Origin of the sequence: Hymenobacter rubidus, assembly GCF_016734815.1 — a bacterium.
GTDB lineage: Bacteria > Bacteroidota > Bacteroidia > Cytophagales > Hymenobacteraceae > Hymenobacter > Hymenobacter rubidus.
The window spans coordinates 24,561-45,454 of sequence record NZ_JAERQF010000041.1; the positions used below are offsets into that span (position 1 = coordinate 24,561).

The 20,894-nt window shown below is 62.6% G+C and carries 17 protein-coding genes; 12 read left to right on the forward strand and 5 right to left on the reverse strand.

The window, feature by feature from the left end:
* Nucleotides 1-77: 77 nt before the first annotated feature.
* On the reverse strand, nt 78-1,007 hold the full coding sequence (locus tag JKL48_RS20160) for a T9SS type A sorting domain-containing protein (RefSeq protein WP_201986704.1): 930 nt from the start codon (nt 1,005-1,007) through the stop codon (nt 78-80).
* A gap of 317 nt (nt 1,008-1,324) precedes the next feature.
* Between JKL48_RS20160 and eat the strand changes: the two genes are divergently transcribed.
* The 4 genes from eat to eutC all read left to right on the forward strand — a co-directional run bounded on the left by eat (nt 1,325) and on the right by eutC (nt 5,479).
* On the forward strand, nt 1,325-2,668 hold the full coding sequence (gene eat / locus JKL48_RS20165) for an ethanolamine permease (RefSeq protein WP_201986706.1): 1,344 nt from the start codon (nt 1,325-1,327) through the stop codon (nt 2,666-2,668).
* A 121-nt stretch (nt 2,669-2,789) separates the two neighbouring features.
* Complete coding sequence (locus JKL48_RS20170) at nt 2,790-4,178, forward strand: ethanolamine ammonia-lyase subunit EutB (protein WP_201986708.1); 1,389 nt, start codon at nt 2,790-2,792, stop codon at nt 4,176-4,178.
* Nucleotides 4,179-4,214: 36 nt separating this feature from the next.
* On the forward strand, nt 4,215-4,694 hold the full coding sequence (locus tag JKL48_RS20175; RefSeq protein WP_201986710.1) for a cupin domain-containing protein: 480 nt from the start codon (nt 4,215-4,217) through the stop codon (nt 4,692-4,694).
* 44 nt (nt 4,695-4,738) lie between these two features.
* Nucleotides 4,739-5,479 carry an ethanolamine ammonia-lyase subunit EutC gene (gene eutC, locus JKL48_RS20180; RefSeq protein ID WP_201986711.1) on the forward strand — a complete coding sequence of 247 codons (741 nt, stop codon included), beginning with the start codon at nt 4,739-4,741 and terminating at the stop codon, nt 5,477-5,479.
* A 276-nt stretch (nt 5,480-5,755) separates the two neighbouring features.
* Here the strand turns inward: eutC and JKL48_RS20185 are convergent, their stop codons facing one another.
* The gene (locus JKL48_RS20185; RefSeq protein WP_201986713.1) at nt 5,756-7,021 is read right to left on the reverse strand and encodes a zinc dependent phospholipase C family protein; all 1,266 of its coding nucleotides are present in this window, start codon (nt 7,019-7,021) and stop codon (nt 5,756-5,758) included.
* Nucleotides 7,022-7,515: 494 nt separating this feature from the next.
* Here JKL48_RS20185 and JKL48_RS20190 point away from each other — a divergent pair, with 494 nt between their 5' ends.
* Complete coding sequence (locus JKL48_RS20190; protein ID WP_201986714.1) at nt 7,516-12,213, forward strand: beta strand repeat-containing protein; 4,698 nt, start codon at nt 7,516-7,518, stop codon at nt 12,211-12,213.
* 102 nt (nt 12,214-12,315) lie between these two features.
* Here the strand turns inward: JKL48_RS20190 and JKL48_RS20195 are convergent, their stop codons facing one another.
* Nucleotides 12,316-13,248 carry an adenylate/guanylate cyclase domain-containing protein gene (locus JKL48_RS20195; RefSeq protein ID WP_201986717.1) on the reverse strand — a complete coding sequence of 311 codons (933 nt, stop codon included), beginning with the start codon at nt 13,246-13,248 and terminating at the stop codon, nt 12,316-12,318.
* Between the two features lie 158 nt (nt 13,249-13,406).
* Between JKL48_RS20195 and JKL48_RS20200 the strand changes: the two genes are divergently transcribed.
* Entirely contained in the window at nt 13,407-13,688 is a 282-nt protein-coding gene (locus JKL48_RS20200) for a hypothetical protein (protein WP_201986718.1), read from the forward strand.
* A 253-nt stretch (nt 13,689-13,941) separates the two neighbouring features.
* On the opposite strand, the gene JKL48_RS20205 is transcribed toward JKL48_RS20200, so the two are convergent.
* Both JKL48_RS20205 and JKL48_RS20210 read right to left on the reverse strand, forming a co-directional pair.
* Nucleotides 13,942-14,205 (reverse strand): hypothetical protein, encoded by a 264-nt coding sequence (locus tag JKL48_RS20205; RefSeq protein ID WP_201986720.1) that lies wholly within the window; start codon nt 14,203-14,205, stop codon nt 13,942-13,944.
* Between the two features lie 62 nt (nt 14,206-14,267).
* Nucleotides 14,268-14,987, reverse strand: coding sequence for a DUF92 domain-containing protein (locus tag JKL48_RS20210; RefSeq protein WP_201986722.1), 720 nt, complete (start codon nt 14,985-14,987; stop codon nt 14,268-14,270).
* Nucleotides 14,988-15,116: 129 nt separating this feature from the next.
* On the opposite strand from JKL48_RS20210, the gene JKL48_RS20215 reads away from it, so the two are divergent.
* The 6 genes from JKL48_RS20215 to JKL48_RS23855 all read left to right on the forward strand — a co-directional run bounded on the left by JKL48_RS20215 (nt 15,117) and on the right by JKL48_RS23855 (nt 19,988).
* Nucleotides 15,117-15,605, forward strand: a complete 489-nt coding sequence (locus JKL48_RS20215; protein ID WP_201986724.1) for a DUF4112 domain-containing protein — start codon at nt 15,117-15,119, stop codon at nt 15,603-15,605.
* A gap of 488 nt (nt 15,606-16,093) precedes the next feature.
* Complete coding sequence (locus tag JKL48_RS20220) at nt 16,094-16,939, forward strand: T9SS type A sorting domain-containing protein (RefSeq protein WP_201986726.1); 846 nt, start codon at nt 16,094-16,096, stop codon at nt 16,937-16,939.
* Nucleotides 16,940-16,951: 12 nt separating this feature from the next.
* Entirely contained in the window at nt 16,952-18,484 is a 1,533-nt protein-coding gene (locus JKL48_RS20225) for a T9SS type A sorting domain-containing protein (protein WP_201986728.1), read from the forward strand.
* 174 nt (nt 18,485-18,658) lie between these two features.
* Nucleotides 18,659-19,045 carry a transposase gene (locus JKL48_RS20230; protein ID WP_201986730.1) on the forward strand — a complete coding sequence of 129 codons (387 nt, stop codon included), beginning with the start codon at nt 18,659-18,661 and terminating at the stop codon, nt 19,043-19,045.
* Nucleotides 19,042-19,608: an IS630 family transposase gene (locus JKL48_RS20235; RefSeq protein ID WP_201986732.1), complete on the forward strand. Its 567-nt coding sequence runs from the start codon at nt 19,042-19,044 to the stop codon at nt 19,606-19,608. Before JKL48_RS20230 ends, JKL48_RS20235 begins: the two co-directional genes overlap by 4 nt.
* Before the next feature lie 188 nt (nt 19,609-19,796).
* Nucleotides 19,797-19,988 (forward strand): transposase-like zinc-binding domain-containing protein, encoded by a 192-nt coding sequence (locus JKL48_RS23855; RefSeq protein ID WP_449555698.1) that lies wholly within the window; start codon nt 19,797-19,799, stop codon nt 19,986-19,988.
* The last annotated feature ends 906 nt before the right edge of the window (nt 19,989-20,894 follow it).

The window sequence follows — 20,894 nt, forward strand, 5'->3', positions numbered from 1 at the left end:
GAAGAATGACGAATGAGGAATTACCGATGAGATAATTCTTCATTCCTCATTCCTCATTCCTCATTAAGCGCAGCGTCCTACTCTTTCACAAAACGCTTGGTCTGGGAATCGCCTTTGGTGGTCACCTTGTAGTAGTAGGTGCCGGCAGGCAAGTCGTTCAGAATCAATTGCTGAGTGTGGGTGCCTTTGTCGGCGTTGGCTTCCGCAACCAGCGTGCGGAGCTTGTTGCCGTCTTTGTCCAGCAAGTCAACGGTGACCGGACCGGCCGCTTTCAGCTCGTACTCGAATTGGCTGGTGGCCGTCACGGGGTTTGGGTAGAAGCTGGTGCTGCTGAGGCTGTGCTCGGGGGTGCTGGCGGGAGCGGTTGGTTCCAGTAGCAAAAACGAGGTGGCCCGGAAGAAGCGCGGCATGGCCTCCTGGCCGCGAAAGGCATGCATGGGGCCGTGGTCGGGGCCGTGCATGGGCATACGGCCGGCCATTTCCACCGGGTGCGGCTGCTCCTGGCTGATACTTTTCGCCACAATGGCCTGCACGTCGGCCGACCATTTTTCTTTCTGAGGTTGTGTTTCCTGGGCCAGCTGCGCGAGGGCGTCGTGGTATTTCTGAGCCATTTGGCCCACGCTCATCATGATGGTGCGGGTTTGGCTACGCAGCTGGTGCAGCTGTTCGTGCTGTGCCTCGGTCAGCTCGGGGCGGAAGCCAGCCTGGGGTTCTCCGCCACCGGGGTGAATGCTGCGGCGCAGGGTCTCGCCTTGTTCTTTCAGGGTACGGAGCTGGGCGCGGTAGGTGGCTAGCTGGGCGCGGTCTTCGGCGGAGAGCTGGAGCTCCAGCTTCTGGCGCTGCTGTAGCAGCACGGGCAGCACGTTGGCCTGGTAATAGGCTTGCACTTCGGCGTTCTGGGGCCGGCCGCCGTGCATGGGGTGGCCGCCGCGGGCCATGGTGGGGCCGGCCGCCGAGGCCATCAGCAGGAGCGCCAGCGCCAGCTGCTTGGGTAGGGATGCTTTCATGGGTGTTGGGGGTTATGGTAAGAAAATGAGTTCGTTGAGCACTGAATTGGTAGACGTATCAAGCCTCCACGGGTTTAAGAGCGTGCAGGAAAAGTATTTGCTCGTCATGCTTCGGCAAGCGCAGCATGACAGAATAGGGTGATTTTGGTACGCGCAGTCTCAGGCAGAAACTGCCGGCCGGACCCCGAAGCCGCAGAAAAACCTATAAAGCACTCAATATAGGTCCAAAGCATAGAAAATCAATAAGGTCCGGACGGCGGGCTTAGCAGTTCCAGCGTTCCACGGTTTATATTGAGCGCTCAAGCACTTCCGCCCGCATGACGACGCCCGCCGCTCCCTCCAGCCTGAAAAAAACGCTGACGCCGCTGCACCTCTGGGCCATTGCCGTGGGACTGGTGATTTCGGGCGAATACTTTGGCTGGAACTACGGCTGGGCAGTGGCCGGCCCGGTGGGGTTTCTGGTGGCCACGCTGGTGGTCACGGTGCTCTACGTCGCGTTCGTTTTCAGCTTCACGGAGCTCACCACGGCCATTCCGCAGGCGGGCGGGCCGTTTGCGTATGCGCACCGGGCCTTCGGGCCCATTGGCGGGTTTGTGGCCGGCTACGCCACGCTGGTAGAGTTTCTGTTTGCGCCGCCGGCCATTGCGTTTGCGCTGGGCAGCTACGTGCATTTTCTGTATCCGGTGGTGCCGGTGCTTTACACGGCGCTGGGCTGCTACGTGATTTTCACGCTGATTAACCTGCTGGGCATCAAGGAATCGGCCAACTTTTCGTTGGTGGTCACGCTGCTGGCCGTGGCCGAGCTGCTGCTGTTTATGGGGCTGGTGGCGCCGCGCTTTCGGATTGATAATTTCCTGGCCCACCCGGTGCCGGTGAGCGCGCCGGGCGTGTTTGCGGCGCTGCCCTTTGCCATCTGGTTTTACCTGGCCATTGAGGGCGTGGCCATGGTGGCGGAGGAAGTGGCCGAGCCCCGCCGCACCATTCCGAAGGGCTATGCCTACGGGCTGCTCACGCTGGTGGCGCTGGCCCTGGGCGTGATGGTGCTCAGCGGCGGCGTGGGCGACTGGCGCCGCCTGAGCCGCCTCGACTACCCGCTGCCCGAGGCGCTGGTCATGGTGCTGGGCAAAGGCAGCCGCTGGACCAGCTTCTTCGCCAGCATTGGTTTGTTTGGGCTGGTGGCCTCGTTTCACGGCACCATCATCGGCTACTCGCGGCAGGTGTTTGCGCTGGCACGGGCCGGCTATTTGCCGGCTTTTCTGGCCCGCCTCAACGGGCGTCAAACGCCGCACTGGGCCCTGGTGGCCGGCGGTGCGGTGGGCGTGCTGGCCCTGCTCACCGGCACTACCGACCAGGTCATCATCCTCTCCGTGCTGGGCGCGCTGGTAATGTACGTCACGAGCCTGCTCAGCCTGTTTGCCCTGCGCCGCCGCGAGCCGGAGCTGGCCCGGCCCTTTGCCGTGCCGGGCTACCCGCTGGTGCCGCTGCTGGCGCTGGCACTGTGCATGGTGAGTCTGGCAGCGCTGGTGTATTATAATCTGCTGCTGAGCGGCGTTTTTCTAGCGGGGCTGGTTGGGTTGTTGGGGGTGTATCTGCTGATTATTCGAAAGCAGCAAAGAAAAGAACGTCATGCAGAGCGAAGCGAAGCATCTCGCGTGTACTAGTATATCAATCGGTTATATCAATCGGTTGAGTTGCATTGCGCGGTAGAGATGCTTCGGCTGCGCTCAGCATGACGTTTTACTGTTCATTCCTCATTACTCATTCTTCATTGAGCGCAGCGTCATGCCCTACCGTCACACCATTGCGTCCCGAACTTATGTTTTTGACGACCTGAAAACGCTGCTGGCGCGGGCCTCGCCCCTGCGCTCCGGCGATGTGCTGGCCGGCGTGGCGGCTGCCACTTATGAGGAGCGAGTGGCAGCCCAGTTTGCGCTGGCTGACGTGCCGTTACGCAATTTTCTCAACGAAGCGCTGGTGCCGTATGAGAAGGACGAGGTGACGCGCCTGATTCTGGATACCCACGACGCAGCGGCCTTTGCGCCCATCAGCCACTTCACGGTGGGCGAGCTGCGCGACTGGCTGCTATCCGACGCGGCCGATGCCCCGACCCTGCAAGCGTTGGCGCCCGGCCTGACGCCGGAAATGGTAGCGGCCGTGAGCAAGCTGATGCGCAACCAGGAGCTAATTGGCGTGGCCCGGCGCTGCGAAGTCATCACCCGCTTCCGCAATACGCTGGGCTTGCGGGGGCACCTGGCCACCCGCCTCCAGCCCAACCACCCCACCGACGACGCGCGCGGCATTGCCGCCAGCCTGGTCGATGGCCTGCTCTACGGCAGCGGCGACGCCGTGCTCGGCATCAACCCCGCCACCGATAACCCGAAGGCGGTGAGCCAGCTGCTGCACATGCTGGACGCCGTGCGCGAGCAGTACGCCATTCCGACCCAGACCTGCGTGCTCAGCCACGTCACCACTACATTGCAGCTCATCGAGCAAGGCGCGCCGGTGGATTTGACGTTTCAATCCATTGCCGGCACGGAGGCGGCCAATGCTAGCTTTGGCATCAGCCTGAGTTTGTTGCAGGAGGCGAACGAAGCCACCCTAGCCCTGAACCGGGGCACCGTGGGCCAGCACGTGATGTACTTCGAAACCGGCCAGGGCAGCGCCCTTTCGGCCAACGCCCACCACGGCCTCGACCAGCAAACCTGCGAGGCCCGCGCCTACGCCGTGGCCCGCCGCTTCCGGCCGCTGCTGGTGAATTCGGTGGTCGGCTTCATCGGCCCGGAGTATCTCTACGATGGCAAGCAAATCATCCGGGCCGCCTTGGAGGACCATTTTTGCGGCAAGCTCCTGGGCCTGCCCATGGGCGTGGACGTGTGCTACACCAACCACGCCGAAGCCGACCAGGACGACATGGACACCCTGCTCACGCTGCTGGGCGTGGCGGGCTGCACGTTCATCATGGGCATTCCGGGGGCCGACGACATCATGCTCAACTACCAGTCTACCTCCTTTCACGATGCGCTGTACCTGCGGCAGGTCCTGGGCCTGCGCCCCGCGCCGGAGTTTGAGGCATGGCTGCGGCAGCAGGGCATTTTTGGGGAAAGTGGGCGGCTGCTGCCTGCAGCGCAACACCAGCTGATGGGCATGGGGCCGTTGAAAAAATGGGCCTAAGCTCCATTTGCTCGACTCTCGTCTATATTCAGCTCCATGACTACAGCCCAGGACCTTATTCAGCAGCTGCGCCTGCAGCCCCACCCCGAAGGCGGCTACTACCGTGAAACCTACCGGGCCGACCTCGGCATCACGGTCGAAAGCGGCGCACGCCGCAGCGTGAGCACCGCCATCTATTACCTATTGGAGGATGACAACCGGTCCCATTTTCACCGGATACAATCGGACGAATTGTGGTTTTTCCATCAAGGCCAGCCGCTGGAACTATTATTGCTCCAAAACGGCCAACTCACGACCATTACGCTGGGCCACGACGTTGGGCGCGGAGAGTTGCCCCAGGCCGTCGTGCCAGCCCATACGTGGTTTGGGGCGCGGGTGAAGTCCGGTGCCGGCTTTTCGCTGGTTAGCTGCACCGTGGCGCCTGGCTTCGATTTTGCTGATTTTGAGTTGGCCGAGCGAACCCAGCTGACGAGAGAGTTCCCAAGCCTGGCAGCGCTTATCGAACAATTCACCTAGGGCAGTTTCCTATTGGTTCCTATTGGCTACTTGTGCCCTCGTCCATGAACTCATCTGCTGACCCCTGGTCCGGCCTGCGCGCCTACACCGCCGCCCGCATTGCGCTGGGCAGCACCGGCACCAGCGTGCCCTTGCGCGAGGCGCTGGCCTTCCGGCTGGCCCACGCCCACGCCCGCGATGCCGTGTATTCGACCTTGGACGGGGCCCGCTTGCTGGCGGAATTAGAGCCGCTACACCTACCCGTATGCCAGGTGCATAGCCGGGCCACCAGCCGCGAGCAATACTTGCAGCGCCCCGACTACGGCCGCCAGCTCAGCGAAGAATTCCGGAATAGACTTACCGAGCAGGCTACCGATTGCGACCTTGCCATCGTGCTGGCCGATGGACTCTCGGCCACGGCTACCAACGAGCACGCCGTGCCGCTGCTGCGCCTGCTGCTGCCCCAGCTGCGTGAGGCCGGCTTTCGGCTGGGGCCGGTGGTGCTGGCCGAGCAGGCGCGCGTGGCATTGGGCGATGAAATTGGCCAGCGGCTGCGGGCCCGGCTGGTGCTGGTGCTCATTGGCGAGCGGCCGGGCCTGAGCTCGCCCCGTAGCCTGGGCGCGTACTTCACCTACGCCCCCCGGCCCGGCCTGACGGATGAGGCGCGCAACTGCGTGTCCAATATCCGGCCCGAGGGCCTGGTGTATCCGGCAGCGGCCGACAAGCTGTTTTTCCTGCTGCGGGAGGCGCTGCGGCTTCAGCTTTCGGGCGTGGGGTTGAAGGATGAAACAGATTTGCTGAAATAGCTGACACCTTTATTTGAACGTCATGCTGAGCGCAGTCGAAGCATCTCTACCGCTTCGTTGAGTCGATTGAATTACTGCTGCGGTAGAGATGCTTCGACTGCGCTTAGCAGGACCGACTGTTAAACAACCAGGCAATTCCCTGAATAAAAAGGCCGGCTTTCCGGGCAGGGCCCGTGCGCAGAAGCTGCGGGAGCAACGCGGCACAAAAGCCGGCCGCCCGACCAACACCAAAACCCTGAACAGCTGCCGTTTTTGTTTTGCGCTGCTGCTCCTTCCCTATGGTTTCAGCGCCCGCAGCTCGGCCAGCGCTTCCTGCGTTTCCTTCTGCTTGGTGCCCTCTTTTTCCTCCTGCGAAGCCGGGGTTTTGGGCTGGGTGCCGTAAAAAGTCAGAATGTTTTGGCGGGCCACGGGGCTCAGGGCTTCAAATTTCTTCTTGGCCAGCTTGCGCACCCAGTCGCCGTAGGTTTCGTCGGCCAGGCCGTATTCACCGGCGCGGGTGGGGTGGCCGGTGTCGAAGTCGGCATTGGCCAGGGTGAGGGGGCTGGCGGCCGTGTCGGCGGGCTGGCGGGCAATGTTGGCGCAGTAGCTGGCCATCACCTTCCGGAAGCTGGCCCGGAAAATCTTTTCCGCCTCGGGCGTGGGCAGCTTGAAGGCAAACGGCTTGAGCGGGCCGATTTTGGGCAGCACCCGGATGAAGTAGGAGATGATGCGGGCCCCGAAGCCGGGCTTCTGGTAGTCGTTGCCATATTCTTTGCGGAACGCGCGGGGATGGTTGCGCTGCATGTAGTCGCGGCGCCGGGCGCCGGGGCTCAGCTTCAGAATTTCCTTGCGCTTGTAGTGCCAGGCCGCCCGGGCCGCCTGCGGAATCAGCTGGCTCACGGCAAAGCGGAAGCTGGCAATGCTCAGGTCCACGTTCACAATCACCTGGCCCAGCTCCAGGCCGTAGGTTTTCAGAAAGGCGCGTTCCAGCGGCGCCTTGCTCACCTGGAACCCGATTTTTTGGTGGTAGTCCTGGCTGTGGTACTTGCCGCTGGCCAGTTGCACCACGTCGAAGGAGAACTCCAACTGCCCGTGCTGCGCCTTGCCCTGCTCGTAAGTCACCACGTCGCCGTACTTGGCTTTCAGGTCCGGATACACGAGGGGCACGGCCCGGTTGGTGCCTTCGGAATGCCCATTCAAGTCGGCCGAATAATGGGCCAGCGCCCCCAGGGCAAAGGCGTAGTCGTTGCGGTCCCGGGCTTCCAGCAGCAAGTTGTGCACAAAATCGCCCGAGCGCACATAGTGCGTGAGGTTGGTAAAGAGCACCGAGCCAAATGGATAGTAGCCCATGTCCTGGATAATGGCCCCGCCGTAGGCATACGCTTTGGCGTCGATGAGTTGCGCGGGCGTGGTATCGGGGTAGCGCTTGAGGATGGCCGGCACCAGGCAGCGCTCCCAGGTCGAGTCGATGTTGGCTTCGTGGGTGAGCACGGCGTAGGCCGCCGCCGGGCGGCCCGGCAAAGCCAGCAGCACGGCCAGCAGCAGAATGAAAAAACGAGGCATTACTACTAAGCAAATAAGCCCGACACTGGAAGCATGGCCGGGGTCTTGCAACGACAAACGGCGCTCCACTGTTGCCCGCCCCGCTCCGGCTACCCAAATCAGCCCCGCAAATGCCCAGGCCGGGCGCGAGTAAGCCCCGCGCTTCCGGGCGGCATCCACTTGATTCTTTTACGGATTGTTCATTTTACGCGGGGCGGGCTTGTCGGCGGCAACCGGTCTGGCCAAGCGGGCCCGGTTTCTATCGTAATAATTATCGTTATTCCGGCGCAGCAGTTCTTGACAAAACTAATTTTATATCAAAATTATAATAATCAGCATTTTAAGCAGATTAATATCGGCTTGTGCTTCGCAAATTTGACGCCTAAGCCACACCAGCCAGTCTGCTGAAGCGCTTGTTTCTTGGCTCTTTAGGGCGGCCGTATTTGCCCCGCCATTTGCGTCACCTTACTTTTAGCTACCCAAAAAACGTTTCCCTCTTCATTAACCACCCCTTTATGAAACAACCATTTACAGCTTACTATAGGCTGCTCCTGCTGGCACTGGCCTTGGGCACGGGCTTCACCTCACTGGGCCAAACCTACACCCCGGTGGCGCTGACAGGTTTCACGCACGACGTCATTGCCAACGGGACCGGCGCGGTGAGTGCCACCACCACGGCCGATATTGACGGGGCGGCGGCCACCGGCGGCACCGGCTATACCCTGATGGCGCAGGACTACGTGGGCCCGGCCGGCCAGGTCCCGAACACCACCACGTACCCCGCAGCAACTTACCCGGCCCTGGAAACCAGCGGCCTGATTACCAGCACCCTCAACAGCGCCATCACCTTTCAGCTGGCTTCGTACTCGGCCAATAACGCGCTGCGCCTGTACGGCGCGGGTGCATCGGGCACGCTCTCGTTTGCCACGCCCAGCCCGGCGGCCGAGCTGTACGTCATCGGCACTTCGGGCAACGCGGCCAGCGTACTGGACCTGACCGTGACCTTCACGGACGGCACCACGCAGCTGTTTCCCAGCCAGACCATTGCCGACTGGTTTGCGGCCAGCCAACCCAACGTGGTGCGCGAAAAGCTGGGCCGTGTGAGCCGGGGCGATAACTCGGTGCAGTATACCGGCACTCCCATTGGCCCCCGCTTCTACCAGCTGAAGCTGGTGCTGGACGCCGCCAACGTCACCAAGAACATTGCCGGCATCACCTTCACCAAGCCCCTGGCCGCCGGCAACACCGTGCTGCTGGCCGTGACGGCCGGCACCTACCCCGTGTGTGCGACGACGCCCAGCGGCCTCGCGGCCGCCGCTACTACCGCCGCTGGCGGCACCACGGCCCTGACCACGGCCTGCTCCTCCACCAACATTTACCTCTCGCTGCCGGCCCTGGCCAACCAATCGGGCTACACGTTCCAATGGCAATCCTCGACGGACAACGTCACGTTCACGAACATCAGCGGCGCCACCAGCAGCACGTACACGGCCACCAACCAGCTGGTTAGCACGTATTACCGCGCCGTGGTCACCTGCCTGTTTGGCGGCACGGCCGCCAACTCGGCTTCGGTGCAGGTGTTGCAGAGCCCCGTCACCAGCTGCTACTGCGTGCCGGTGCATTCGAGCACCAGCACGTCCTACACCACGGTTACGTCGGTTTCGCTGCCGGGCGACGCGGGCACGCTCACCAACGCGCCCGGCCTGCTGACCAGCACTTCCCCCGGCTACGTGTCGGCCTACTACGCCATCTATCCGGCCAGCACCACCACGACTACGCTCAGCATCAACGGCAGCTACACCCTGAGCGTGGCGGTACCGGCCTTCGCCCGCGCTTCGGTCTGGATTGACTACGACCAAAACGGCACGTTCGACGCGAGCGAGTTTACGCTGCTGCGGACCACCACGGCCGCAACTTCGCCACTCTACTCGTCGTCGGCGACCACCCTCGTGGCCACCATCACGCCGCCCGTGGGCACGCTGAGTGGACCGACCCGGATGCGCGTCCGCACGGACTACTACAACAACACGGTCATCAATACCTACACCGGCGCCTGTGCTACCACCGTTTATGGCGAAGCCCTGGACTACACGGTGAGCATTGCGCCTCCCGTGGCCTGCACGGGCACGCCGCCGGCGACGGCGGCCACCAGCACCGCCACGTCGGTGTGCACCAACTCCACTGCGGGCTTCATCTTGGGGCTGACGGGCATTACTCCTGGCACCACGGGCCTGACCTACCAGTGGCAGAGCAGCCCGGCCGGCGCCAACACCTTCACCAACCTGGGCACGGCCCAGGCAATGCCCAGCTACACCGTGGCCACGCAAACGGCCTCGACGGACTACCGCGTGGTGGTGACTTGCACGGCCAGCAGCCAGTCGACCACCTCCAGCCTGATTTCGGTGGCCACGTCGTTCCTGAACTGCTATTGCACCGTGACGAGCACGGGCACCAACGAGTACATCAAGAGCGTGACCTTCCCCGGCACTCCCGGCTTCACGAACGCCACCAATGCCAACTCGACCGGTGGCTACGGCGACTTCACTACCACCGCTACGGCCACCACCACCCTCACCCAGGGCACCACCTACGTGAACGGCGTGAGCGTGATAGTACGGGCCAACAACGTGGGCTCGCAAGGCGGCATGTGGATTGACTACGACCACAGCGGCACCTTCGATGCCAGCGAATACATCCTTCTCGGCACGTCCAGCGCCATTGCTACGGACATTACCCTGCCCGTGACCCTGGTAGTACCCACCACGGCCCTGCTGGGCCAGACCCGCGTGCGGGTGCGCTGGCGCAACGGCAGCTTTGCCAACACCGATGCCTGCGTGACGGGTACCACCACCTGGTACGGCGAAACAGAGGATTATTTCGTTACCATTGCCGCGCCGACCACCTGCTCGGCCCCGCCCGCCACGGTCGTGGCCACGGCCGATGTGACCAACGCCTGTTCCAACTCGTCGTTCACCCTCTCCACCAACAGCATTCCGCTCACGCTCGGCGGCTACACCTACCAGTGGCAGAGCCGCACCGGCACCAATGCCTTCGCCGACATCGTGGGGGCCACCACCAACCCCTACACCATCGCCAGCCAGACCGTGGCCACGGACTACCGCCTGGTGGTGGGCTGCCAATACGGCGGCACGGCCGTGAACTCCAACACCGTTTCGGTGGGCCAGAACACCTTCGACCAGTGCTACTGCACGGCCTCTTCCACCAACGTGTGCAGCAACTACGGCGTCATTACCAGCGTCAACCTGGGCACGATTAACAACCCCTCGGGCTGCACCTCGACCGATTCCTATTCGTCGTACGCTTCGGCTCCCACCCCGACCACGACGACGACCCTCACGCCCGGTACCACCGCTACGCTCACGCTGGGCGTGGCCAGCGCCACCACCACCTTCAACTACAACTACGGCGTCTGGATTGACTTCAACCACAACGGCACCTTCGATGCCGCCGAATTTGTAGCGGGTTCCACGACGCCGGTTTCGGCAACCACCGCAACCATCTCCCTGGCCATCCCGGCAGTTTCCAGCTCGGTGTTGCTCGGCCCTACCCGGATGCGCATCCGTACCAACGCGGGCATTGCTTCCTACGGCATCTTCACGGCGGGCGGCGCCTGTGGCGCGGTCTACAACGGCGAGACGGAGGACTACCTCGTCACCCTCGCGCCTTGCACGCCCACCACGGCCACCTTCAGCTACGGCACCACGACCAGCTACTGCGTATCGGGCACCGCCAGCCCGGCCGTGGTACTGGCCACGGGCGCCACGGCCGGCACCTACACGTCGACGACGGGCCTGACCATTAACGCCACCACCGGCACCATCACGCTCTCGACTTCGACGCCCGGCACTTACACCGTGACCAACACCGTACCGACCACGACCACGCAGTGCGGCTCGACGGCTACTACGACGGTGACCATCACGGCGGCTCCTACGGCCAGCTTCTCTTACCCAAGCGCTACCATCTGCGCCGGCAGCAGCAGCACCCTCACGGCAACCCCGGCCACGGGTGCCACCGCGGGCACGTTCTCGCTGCCCACCGCCACGGGCCTTGCGGTGAATGCCACCACCGGGGTAGTAACGGTTGGCGCTACCGCCGTTGCCGGCACCTACACCGTAACCAACACCGTGGCCGCTACCGGCGGCTGTGCGGCGGTAACAGCTACGGCTACGTTCACCATCGCGCCCCTGGCCACGGCCACGTTCAGCTACACCGGCTCGCCCTATTGCGTGAGCGGCACGGCCAACCCCACGCCCACCGTCACGGGCACGGCCGGCGGCACGTTCAGCTCGACAACGGGCCTGACCATCAACGCCAGCACCGGGGCCATCACGCTGGCCAGCAGCACGCCCGGCACCTACGTGGTGACTTATGCCGTGAGCGGCACCTGCGGTGCCAGCAGCACGCAGAGCATCACCATCAACGCGGCGCCTACGGCCAGCTTCGCCTACCCGACTCCGGCCCTGGGTGCGGCCTGCGCCGGTGGCACGGGCACGTTCGCGCCGTCCATCGGCGTGGGTGCTACGGCCGGCACCTTTAGCTCGACCACGGGCCTGGCTATTAACGCCACCACCGGCGTTATCAGCCTGGCTACTTCTACGGCCGGCACCTACACCATCACCAACACGGTGACGGGCAACTGCGCCCCGGTAACGAGCACGAGCACCTTCACGGTGAACCCGATTCCGGCCACGCCGACCATTACGGTTTCGGGCACACCGGCTACGGGCATCACGCTCACTTCATCGTCGCCCACCGGCAACCAGTTCTACCTCGGCGGCGTGCTGGTACCCGGCGCCACGGGCCAGAGCTACCTCATCAACTCGGGCACGCGCAACGGCATCTATACCGTGGTGGTGACCAGCGCTGCCGGCTGCTCTTCGACGGCCTCGGCCCCGACCACGGTGACGGTAACGGCCTCCCGCTCGGCGCAGGCCGGCACGACCCTCGAACTCTACCCCAACCCAACCCGCGACGGCCAGCTAACCTTGGCGCTAAGCGGCTACCACGAAACCGTAACTCTGAGCGTGGTTAACGCCTTGGGCCAGCGGGTATTTGAAGGCACGGTGTCGGGCAACGCCCTCAACCAGAAGCAGACGCTGAACCTTGGCGCCCTGCCCGCCGGCATGTACTTGCTGCAAGCCCGCACCGCCAGCGGCAGCGTGGAAGTGCGCCGCATTGTGCGGGAATAAAGTAGCGGGGAAATCATCCTACGATGCGTAATTCCTCCTGTTAACGAAAAAGCCTACCGCAATGCGGTAGGCTTTTTTTGTTTTTAGAAACCCGTCATGCAATTATTCGACCTTGTCTGGCTCCACGGCCAGGTCTACTTCATATAAACGGTGCATGCCCAGTTTGCCTTTTAGCGGGGCTAAAAAACCCTGGCGCACGGCCAACGCCGGGCCCGCCGCAGCCACCACCGCTTCCGACACCAGAAAAGTGGTCCCGTACTCTTTGTTGGCGCTTTCAATCCGGGAGGCCACGTTCACGGTATCGCCAATGGTGGCGAGCTTGCGAAAGCCGTTGCCTCCGATGTGGCCCACCACCGCCTCGCCGTAGTGCAGGCCAATGCGGATGTGAAAGGCGCAGCGGTACATCTGCTGCAGGTAAGGATTGAGCTGCGCCACGGCCCGAAACATGGCCCGGCCGGCGGCCAGCGCATCGGTCACGGCCGTGGCTGGGTGCGACAGGCCAAACACCACCATCAGCCCATCGCCAATAAAGTCGCTGATGTAGCCGTGGTGCGCGGCCACTACCTCGCTCATCACCCCAAAGTAGCGGTTGAGGACGTGCACTACGTCGTAGGGCGGCAGTTGGTCGGCCAGCACGGTGTAGTCGGCAATATCCGAGAATAGCACCGCCACCTGTTTCAGCTGGCCCAGCTGCTGGTCGGGGTGCTGCAGGTCCTGCGCGGCCAGTTCCATATCGAGCCGGTCGAGCACCGGCCGCGCAAATCGTACGGTGCCGCTGCCGGTCACCGTGGTTTGGCAGGCCAGGCGCACGGGCTCGGGCAGGTGCAGGCGGGTGGTCAGGGCCAGCTCGCTGGCGTTGCGGGGCGAACAATTGACCAGGCCGTCCAGCACGTGGATGCGGCAGGTGGAGCACTTGGCCTGCCCGCCGCAGGCGTGCACGTGGTCGATGCCCTGGCGCAGCGTGGCCGCCAAAATGGTTTCGCCGGGGGCAATGGTCAGCAGCCGCTCATCGGGCAGGGCATACAGTTGGGCCATAATCGGGGCAATAAATGAAGCAGCGAACGGCGCCTCGCGCAGCCCGGCGGTGGGGTGCACGCGGCCCCATCAGCCATTAACAGCGGAGCAGCAAAGAGGGCAGCGTTTTCGGCTCCTCAACGGCACGGCAGCCGGCGTCAGGACCATCTGAATAATCAGTGCCCGAATATTTATTTTTCCTTAATGGCTTCTTCATGAATCGCATGCTACCTAGAGGCACCATCCCACACCAACCCGTCTTCGTCATGATTGACAACCTGTCTTTGTTGCTTACCAAAGTCCTGGGCTTTTGCTTTCTCGTGCTGGCCGTCGGAGGCTTGCTGTTGCTCGCTATTGCGCATTTTTCTCCTCGGCAGCCCGCAATGGGCAAGCTGCTATCCAGCAGCACGGCCAAGCCAGCTCCTTTCGGCAACTTTGCCCGCGGTGTTGCCTCCCGCTGACGCCACCAGCAATGCCCTCCTCGCCGAAGGCCATCTTTCCAGTCCCGCGCTTTGCTGGCTGGTTTGAAACGAAGCTACCCGGCTTGCCCATCTACAAACAGCGCCGTTGCTGGAAGCAAAACCGACTTCCGGCAACGGCGCTGCTTGGGCTACACGGGAGCACGGCAATTCCTCGTGCTACGGCACCTCAATCGGGCACTTCAAGGCTGCGAAGGGGCTTGGCTGTAGCCAGCGAAACCGCTTGCTGGGCCAGCTATGCCGTCTTTTTTGGTCGGCCCGGCTTTTTGCCGGTGGGCTCCTCCCCTTCTTTCAGAACGCGCGGCTGGCGGGGCTTGCGCACTTTGGGAGCCGCCACGTACGTTTCCGAAAGCACCGCTTCCATCTCGCCGAGGGCCGCCTGCAAGGCGCCCAGCGTGGTGGTCACCTTGCGCAGGGCGCGTTTCAAATCCGCTTTAACCGCATCGGCCTGCTGAGCCGTTTCTACGATTTTTTGAAATTCATCAAAGTTGAGAGCCATGGGGTGTTATTAAATGAGACGGCCAAAGATAGCCAACCCATTGATTTGATAACGCATCGGGCTCACGCCCCCCAGCCAAAGCCACCCGCCACCAGGGCCCCGACGAGTGTGTTGAGCAGGTTCACCACGTTGTTGCCCACGTAGCCCCGCCGCTCCAGCGTGGCCCCCAGGAGCGAGTCGGCCAGGTTGCCTGCGGTGCCGGCTACGGGCAGCCCCCAGCATGCGGGCCCCCAGCCATGCCCCGCGCCATAGGCCAGGGCCACCAGCGCACTGCCCGCTAGGCCCAGCAGGGTGCCTTCCAGGCTCACCACGCCGTTTTCGCCGCGGGTGTCGGGGCGCCCGGTGAGGATGTTGTAGTAGCGGCGGCCATACACGTTGCCCAGCTCCGAAGCCAGCGTATCGGCGGTGGCCGCGGCAAAGCTGCCCGCCAGCATGAGCCGGCCCAGGGGAGCGAAGGCCGGAAATTGCCAGCTCAATAGCCCCAGAGCGCCCGCCACACCGGCATTGGCCAGCACCTGCCCGGCGGTGCGGCGGCCTTGGTTTTCTTCGGCCAAACCCAGCCGGCGCTTATCCGCAACCCGCCAGGAGGAAGCCGCCGACCCCAGGCCGAAAAACAGCGCCAACAGCCCCAGGCCCGTGAACCCGGCGCCCAAATAGATGAGCAGGCCCAGCACGCCTCCCGTCCAGACCCCGGCCACGGTTAGCTTGCCGGCGCGGGCAGCGTACCCCATGCCCAAACCGAGCAGCACCAGCACCAGCCCAAGTTGGAGAAAAGGCGTCATCGGGCTAAAATAGGCAATAACCGCCTTTGCCGCTGCCTGAGCGCAGCGCTTGGGCTGTCCTACAGTTGTTCATCGCCCGCCGCCAGCTACCTTTCCGGCGTCTTTTCACGGCCATTGCATCCTTCGCCCATGCCTTACCCTCCTGTTCCCTCTTTTGAGGCCGATGAGCGACTGCGCTGGGTCGAGCGCGTGGCCCGGCTTATGGACAGCCAGTTCCAACTGCCCGGCACGCGCTTCCGCTTTGGCCTCGACCCGCTGCTGGGCCTGGTGCCCATCGTGGGCGACCTTTCCACCACGGCCGTATCCATTGCCCTGCTGCTGACCATGCTGCGCCACGGAGCCAGCGGCGCGGTGGTGGTACGCATGGGCCTCAACATTCTGATTGATACCGTCATTGGCGGCATTCCAGTGGTGGGCAACCTGTTCGACTTTGCCTACAAAAGCAACGAGCGCAACGTGGCCCTGCTGCGCCGCCACTACGCCGAGGGCCGGCACCAAGGCAGCGGCCGCTGGCTAATCCTGAGCCTTTTGCTCGGGTTGACAGTCGTGTTGGGACTGGCCATCTGGGGCAGTGCGGCCCTGTTGCACTGGGGCTGGCAGTACTTGGAGAAACATTGAAGCTGTTTGGGAAGGGTCTCGCCTGCCGGTCGGACGCCTACGGCGTCGGACCGGTCGTCGGTCAACGGTCGTTGGCGCCTCGTTCGGGAGGCAGCCGGTCGGACGCCTACGCCGTCGGACCGAGCGGAACCGACTGCCTAAACAACGTCATTTGTACTGAGGCCAGAGATTAAAGGCCCGTCCTGCTTCGACTGCGCTCATTGCTGCGCTCATTGCTGCGCACACCATTATAAAGCAAAAAGCCCGTTTCCAAACCAGAAACGGGCTTTTTGCTTGTAGAGAGCGAGGGACTTGCCCCTCCCGACTTCTTTCGACCGATTTTTCTCGAAATATTCGGCCAAAAACGCGGAGTGCGGTTTCTGGGGGCAGGCGCCTGTCGGACGGTGTCGGACAAAGGCGGGGGGAATCGGCGATTTTGTCCCCCGAACTGTCCCCCGGGGGACATAATTGGTTTACCTTCGGAGTGGAAACGAACCCTCCCTTTTTCTATGGCAACTGTCTCCTTTTTGCTCAAGGAACCCAAGGCCGACCCTGGAATCGTCAATACTCCGGCCAAGGCGACAGTTAGTGCCCTGGAGTTGCAAAACGCCCTCGATAGTTTACGCTTGAGTGCTACTTCTGCGATACGACAGAAAGTATTAGTGCATACCCTCATCGCAGCCACCATTGAACAGGGGAAATTTACAGACTTCGAGGAATACCTAGGCCGAATGCCCACCACGGTTAATCAGGCACATACGGCACTTAGCAGCTGGTTATTGCATTATTACCAAATGGCTCACCGTGAAACCGATGCTCAACGCATGCGGGTGGCTTTGCTTGCCCGCTATCCCGGCGATGCAGAAACGGAAAACATGGTGCGTCTCTCAACGATTGTCGCCCACCGGGCGAGTACATCAGCCTCTCTTGGCCAAGTAGACGTGGCTGCGCTGCGGAAAGTGGCTGGCTCGGGTACCACTTCGGCACGCGTAGCGTGCCCGTTAGCCCGGCGTTATGAGCCCTCCTGTCCCTGCCGTTTTCCTACGCAAGAAGCTGCTCGTCCGCTGGCTGGACGTACCAATACCTCAGTCCACGTATCTACTGTATTGGGAGATATATTCCCCAATCCGGCGGGTGAACAAGTCCACATTAGCTACTCCTCAGTGGTTGGCAATGGCTTGCTATATTTAGAAGTACGCAACACCTTGGGCCAAACGGTACAGCAGGTACCCTTGTCGGGCGCATCCGGGGAAATCCAACTCCCTGTTGGTCACTTAGCTGCCGGCTTGTATCAGGTAGCCGTGGTTAGCAATGGCCGGTGCCTGGCTACCCAGCGCCTGGCGGTTGCACATTGAGTTGAAATGAGAATGAATGCTTTCTATCGCCCTTTCATCACCGGCCTGCTGCTGGCCGCCGCGGGCGTTGCGGGCCACGCCCAGCAAATTGTCTGCGAGCGGCTGCTCACGGCCCCGGGCTTAGACGTGCCTGCCCCGACGGCGTGTGCCGCGCCCAACGGCGAGTTTGTCATCAGCGGGGCGGCGCGTCCCGCGGGCAGCACCAGCACCGCCCTGGCCACCCACACCTTCGTGGCCCGGCTGCGCGCCACCGGCTGCGACACGCTCTGGCAACGCCGCCTGCCGCACTCGGTGCCGGCCTACGCCGTCTCGGCCGTGCAGGCCGACGCGCGGGGCCTCTGGCTGCTGACCTACGACACGCTCGTGGCCAATACGGTCGGCGTCCGGTTGTGGCACCTGAACTCGTCCGGCCGCGTGCGGCAGAAAGTATCCCTAGTAGGGCGCACCCCCCGGGAATTTCCCACCTACCTGCTGCCCGCTACAGATGGCGGCGTGTACGCCCTGAACTACAGCGTCTCCTCCGCCCTGGGCGCCCCCCGGGCCCCGGCCGTGCTGCGCTTCGACAGCACGGGCGTCCAACGCTGGCGCCACAACTACGGGTTTACCGCGCCCAACGAAGGGGTCAACCTGGTGTACACGCCAACCGGCACGGTGCTGCTCGCAGGCATGACCGGCACGAACACGAATCCGGCCAGCCACTACAAGTTGCTGGAGATAGAACCGGGCCGGGGCGACTCACTGCGTGGTGTCAGCCTGCCCTGGGCCCCGGGCGTGACGTATGACCAAGCCGTTCGGCTCAATAATCAGCCCTTGGACGCGATTGCGCTGCGCCAAGGGGGGTATGTATTGCCTTCCATGGTCAACGCGTCCAGTACCCAAACCGGGCAGTTGACGCGCGTCGACGCGGCCTTTAACGTGCTATGGCGCTACCAACTGCCCATCACCGGCAGCAGCGCCGCCGACATTCGCGAGGTGACGCAGGTCCGCGAGTTGGCCGATGGCACGCTGGTGGCCTTGGTGCGGCTGCAATACCCCGGCCGTACGTTCTGGCTTTACCGCCTCAACGCCACCACCGGGGCCCTGCTGGCTATTTATCCGTTCGTCTCGGCCTACAGCACGCTTCAACTCCACCCCGCGCACCTGTTGGCGGTGGCCGCCGATTCGACGCTTTTGGTGGTCGGCAGTTCGCAGGTAGCCGGCACCGCGCAGGTGGGCGGCATCTACGTGGCGCGGCTGCGGGTGCCGGGCCTGCCGCGCGTCGTCACGCCGGCGCTGCCGCTGGCTCCCCGGCCGGGGAGGGCATCCGTGGCCTTTGCCCTCTACCCCAATCCGGCCCACGACGCGGTGACGGTGGACGTGCCCGCGGGCAGTGGCGCGGGCGGGCTGGAACTGCGCGACGCGCTGGGCCGGCGGGTGCGGGCCCAAGCCATGCGTTCGGGCGCCCCGCCGGTGCAGTGGTCGCTGACCGACCTGACGCCTGGGCTCTACGTCGTCGTGTGGCACAGCGCCCACGGGACGGCCATGCAGCGCTTAACCGTCGAATAAATCGCCCGTTGCCGCTAGCCTCCGGAGCCGTAGCCACAACAGGGTCAAGAGAGAAGGTCGAGGTAGATGAGCACGTTATCCTGCTGGGTTTAGTACTCAACAGTAGCTGTTCTCAAATGCTCAGCTTACAGCGAATTCGGAGTGAGTGTACGGGTTTTAAAGGTAGCTTGCGCTATGCAAACCTATTCGAATGATTTGCGCCAGCGCGTAGCGACTGCTTACGCCACTGGGCAGTTTACGATTGGCCAGGTGGCCAGCCGCTTTGCCGTTTCCACCTCGTTTGTGGAGAAGTTGCTCCAACGCCAGCGCATCAGCGGCTCGGTGGCCGCCCTGCCCCACCGCGGTGGCCCCGCGCCCCGTCTGCAGGAGGTCGACCGCCACCGCTTGGCGGCCTGCGTGGCGGCCCAGCCCGACGCAACGCTGGCCGAACTGCGCCAGCAACTGGTGGCCACCGGCAGCCCCGCCGTGGGGCCAACCGTGTTGTGGCAGACGCTGCAAGCGCTGGACTTGCGGCGTAAAAAAAGAGTCTGCACGCCGCCGAGCGCGACACCGAACGCGTGAAGGACCTGCGCCGGGACTTTCTCGAAGCCCTGCAGAACGAAGACGTGACCCGCTTCAAGTTCGTGGACGAGACGAGTATCAACCTGACCTACACCCGCCGGTACGGCCGTGCCCTGGGCGGGCGGCGGGCGGACGCGGCCGTGCCGCTGCACAACGGGCCCAACGTGACGGTGGTGGCCGCCCTCTCGGCCCAGGGCGTGGAGGCGGTGATGGAACTGGACGGGGCCGTCAACACGGCCAGTTTCACCGTGTACGTGGAGCAGGTGCTCGGGCCGGGCTTGCAGCCGGGCGACGTGGTTGTATTGGACAACTTGCGGGTCCACAAGGCGGCCGGCCTGGCCGAACGGGTGGAAGCACGCGGCGCCCGGCTCCTGTTTCTGCCGCCCTACTCGCCGGATTTTACACCCATCGAACTGGCCTTCAGCAAACTCAAAACCCACCTGCGTACCGCCGCCGCCCGCACCCGCGAGGCCCTGACAGCTGCCTTGCAAGCGGCCCTGGCCTGGGTAACGGCCGAGGATGCCCAAAACTGGTTTGGCCACTGTGGTTACCACGTACACTGACTATGAAATCGCTCTAGGCTTTCATAAACGGCGCAAACCAGAGTAACTGTATATAATCTGAATTCGCTCTAATTGTATCTAGATGCGCCTCGTGCAGGAAAATGGAATCTCTAATTATTATCAAATTGTCATCAAAATAATAACTTTTAGGCAGTGGTCTAACTAGGTGTGATTAACGTAGAGCAGTTATGATAATCACGACGCAGTTATGTGGGCGTTGCGCCAGCGACCAAGTGCGCAAGAACGGCAGCAGCGGCGGGCGGGCCAAGTACCAGTGCAAGGTCTGTGCATACCGAGGCTACCTGCACCTTTCAATCGGCTTTGACCGTGTTAGCTTGTTGCGCCGTTTCCACGACTTTCTGGAATTCATCAAAATCTAAAGCCGCATGCAGCGAAGGATAAAGTATTGCTAAAGATAGAGAATTGCGGAGGTGTTCTCTGCTTTGACACAATTTACCGGCAAACTCGTCGAAGTCCCAAGGCCTCTACGCCGTTGTTCCCATCGGTTAGGTAAATTGTCGAGCATCGTCCCGGTGTTTTCCCAATACCAAGCAGGAGCATCGGACTTCACCAATACAGAAGAGAGGCATTTTGGCATGGTTCGCTCTATACATTGCATGCAACAGACTAATGGCAACGTTTTACTTGCTAACATATTCGTATCCATCTACATAATAGCTGATTTTAAGCCTTAGCAACCTTGAAGCAACTTTTTGCACGGGAAAGTGTGCATTTCTGGGTTGCAACCTTGCTACCATTTAATACCTGGGCCGCGTTTTTAGCGTAATTCTACGGTAAGCATTGTGGGTACACGAACAGCGGCGCGGCTGTTGGCCATCAGTCCCAAGCTGCGCTACCACTGGCAACAGTCCCAACTCGTGGCCGAAGTGGGCAGTAAGTAGCCCGTAAACCGGAGGTACGGGCTCTGCGCGCCTGCCTCAAACGGGCCGAGCAAGAACTGGACATTTTAGAGCAGATTCGAGGTCAGTGTAGATGATATCCACAATGCGCAAACCAATTTTTCGCGTCGGTTTCGGTTATCCAGTCGAGGGCTGCTCGCAGGGCGTCAGCCAACGCGTCACGGGTGCGGGTCTTGGCCTTTTGAGCTTACTAAAAGCCAGTTCGACGGGCGTAAAAGCAGGCGAATAGGGCGGCAAAAACAGCAGACGGGTTGCCGCCCCGCGGGCGGCCACTGCTGGCCGCCCGCGGGGCCTTGTGCACGCGCAGGTTGTCGAGCACGACCACTTAGCCGGGCACGAGCGTAGGGCTGAGCACCTACTCGAGGT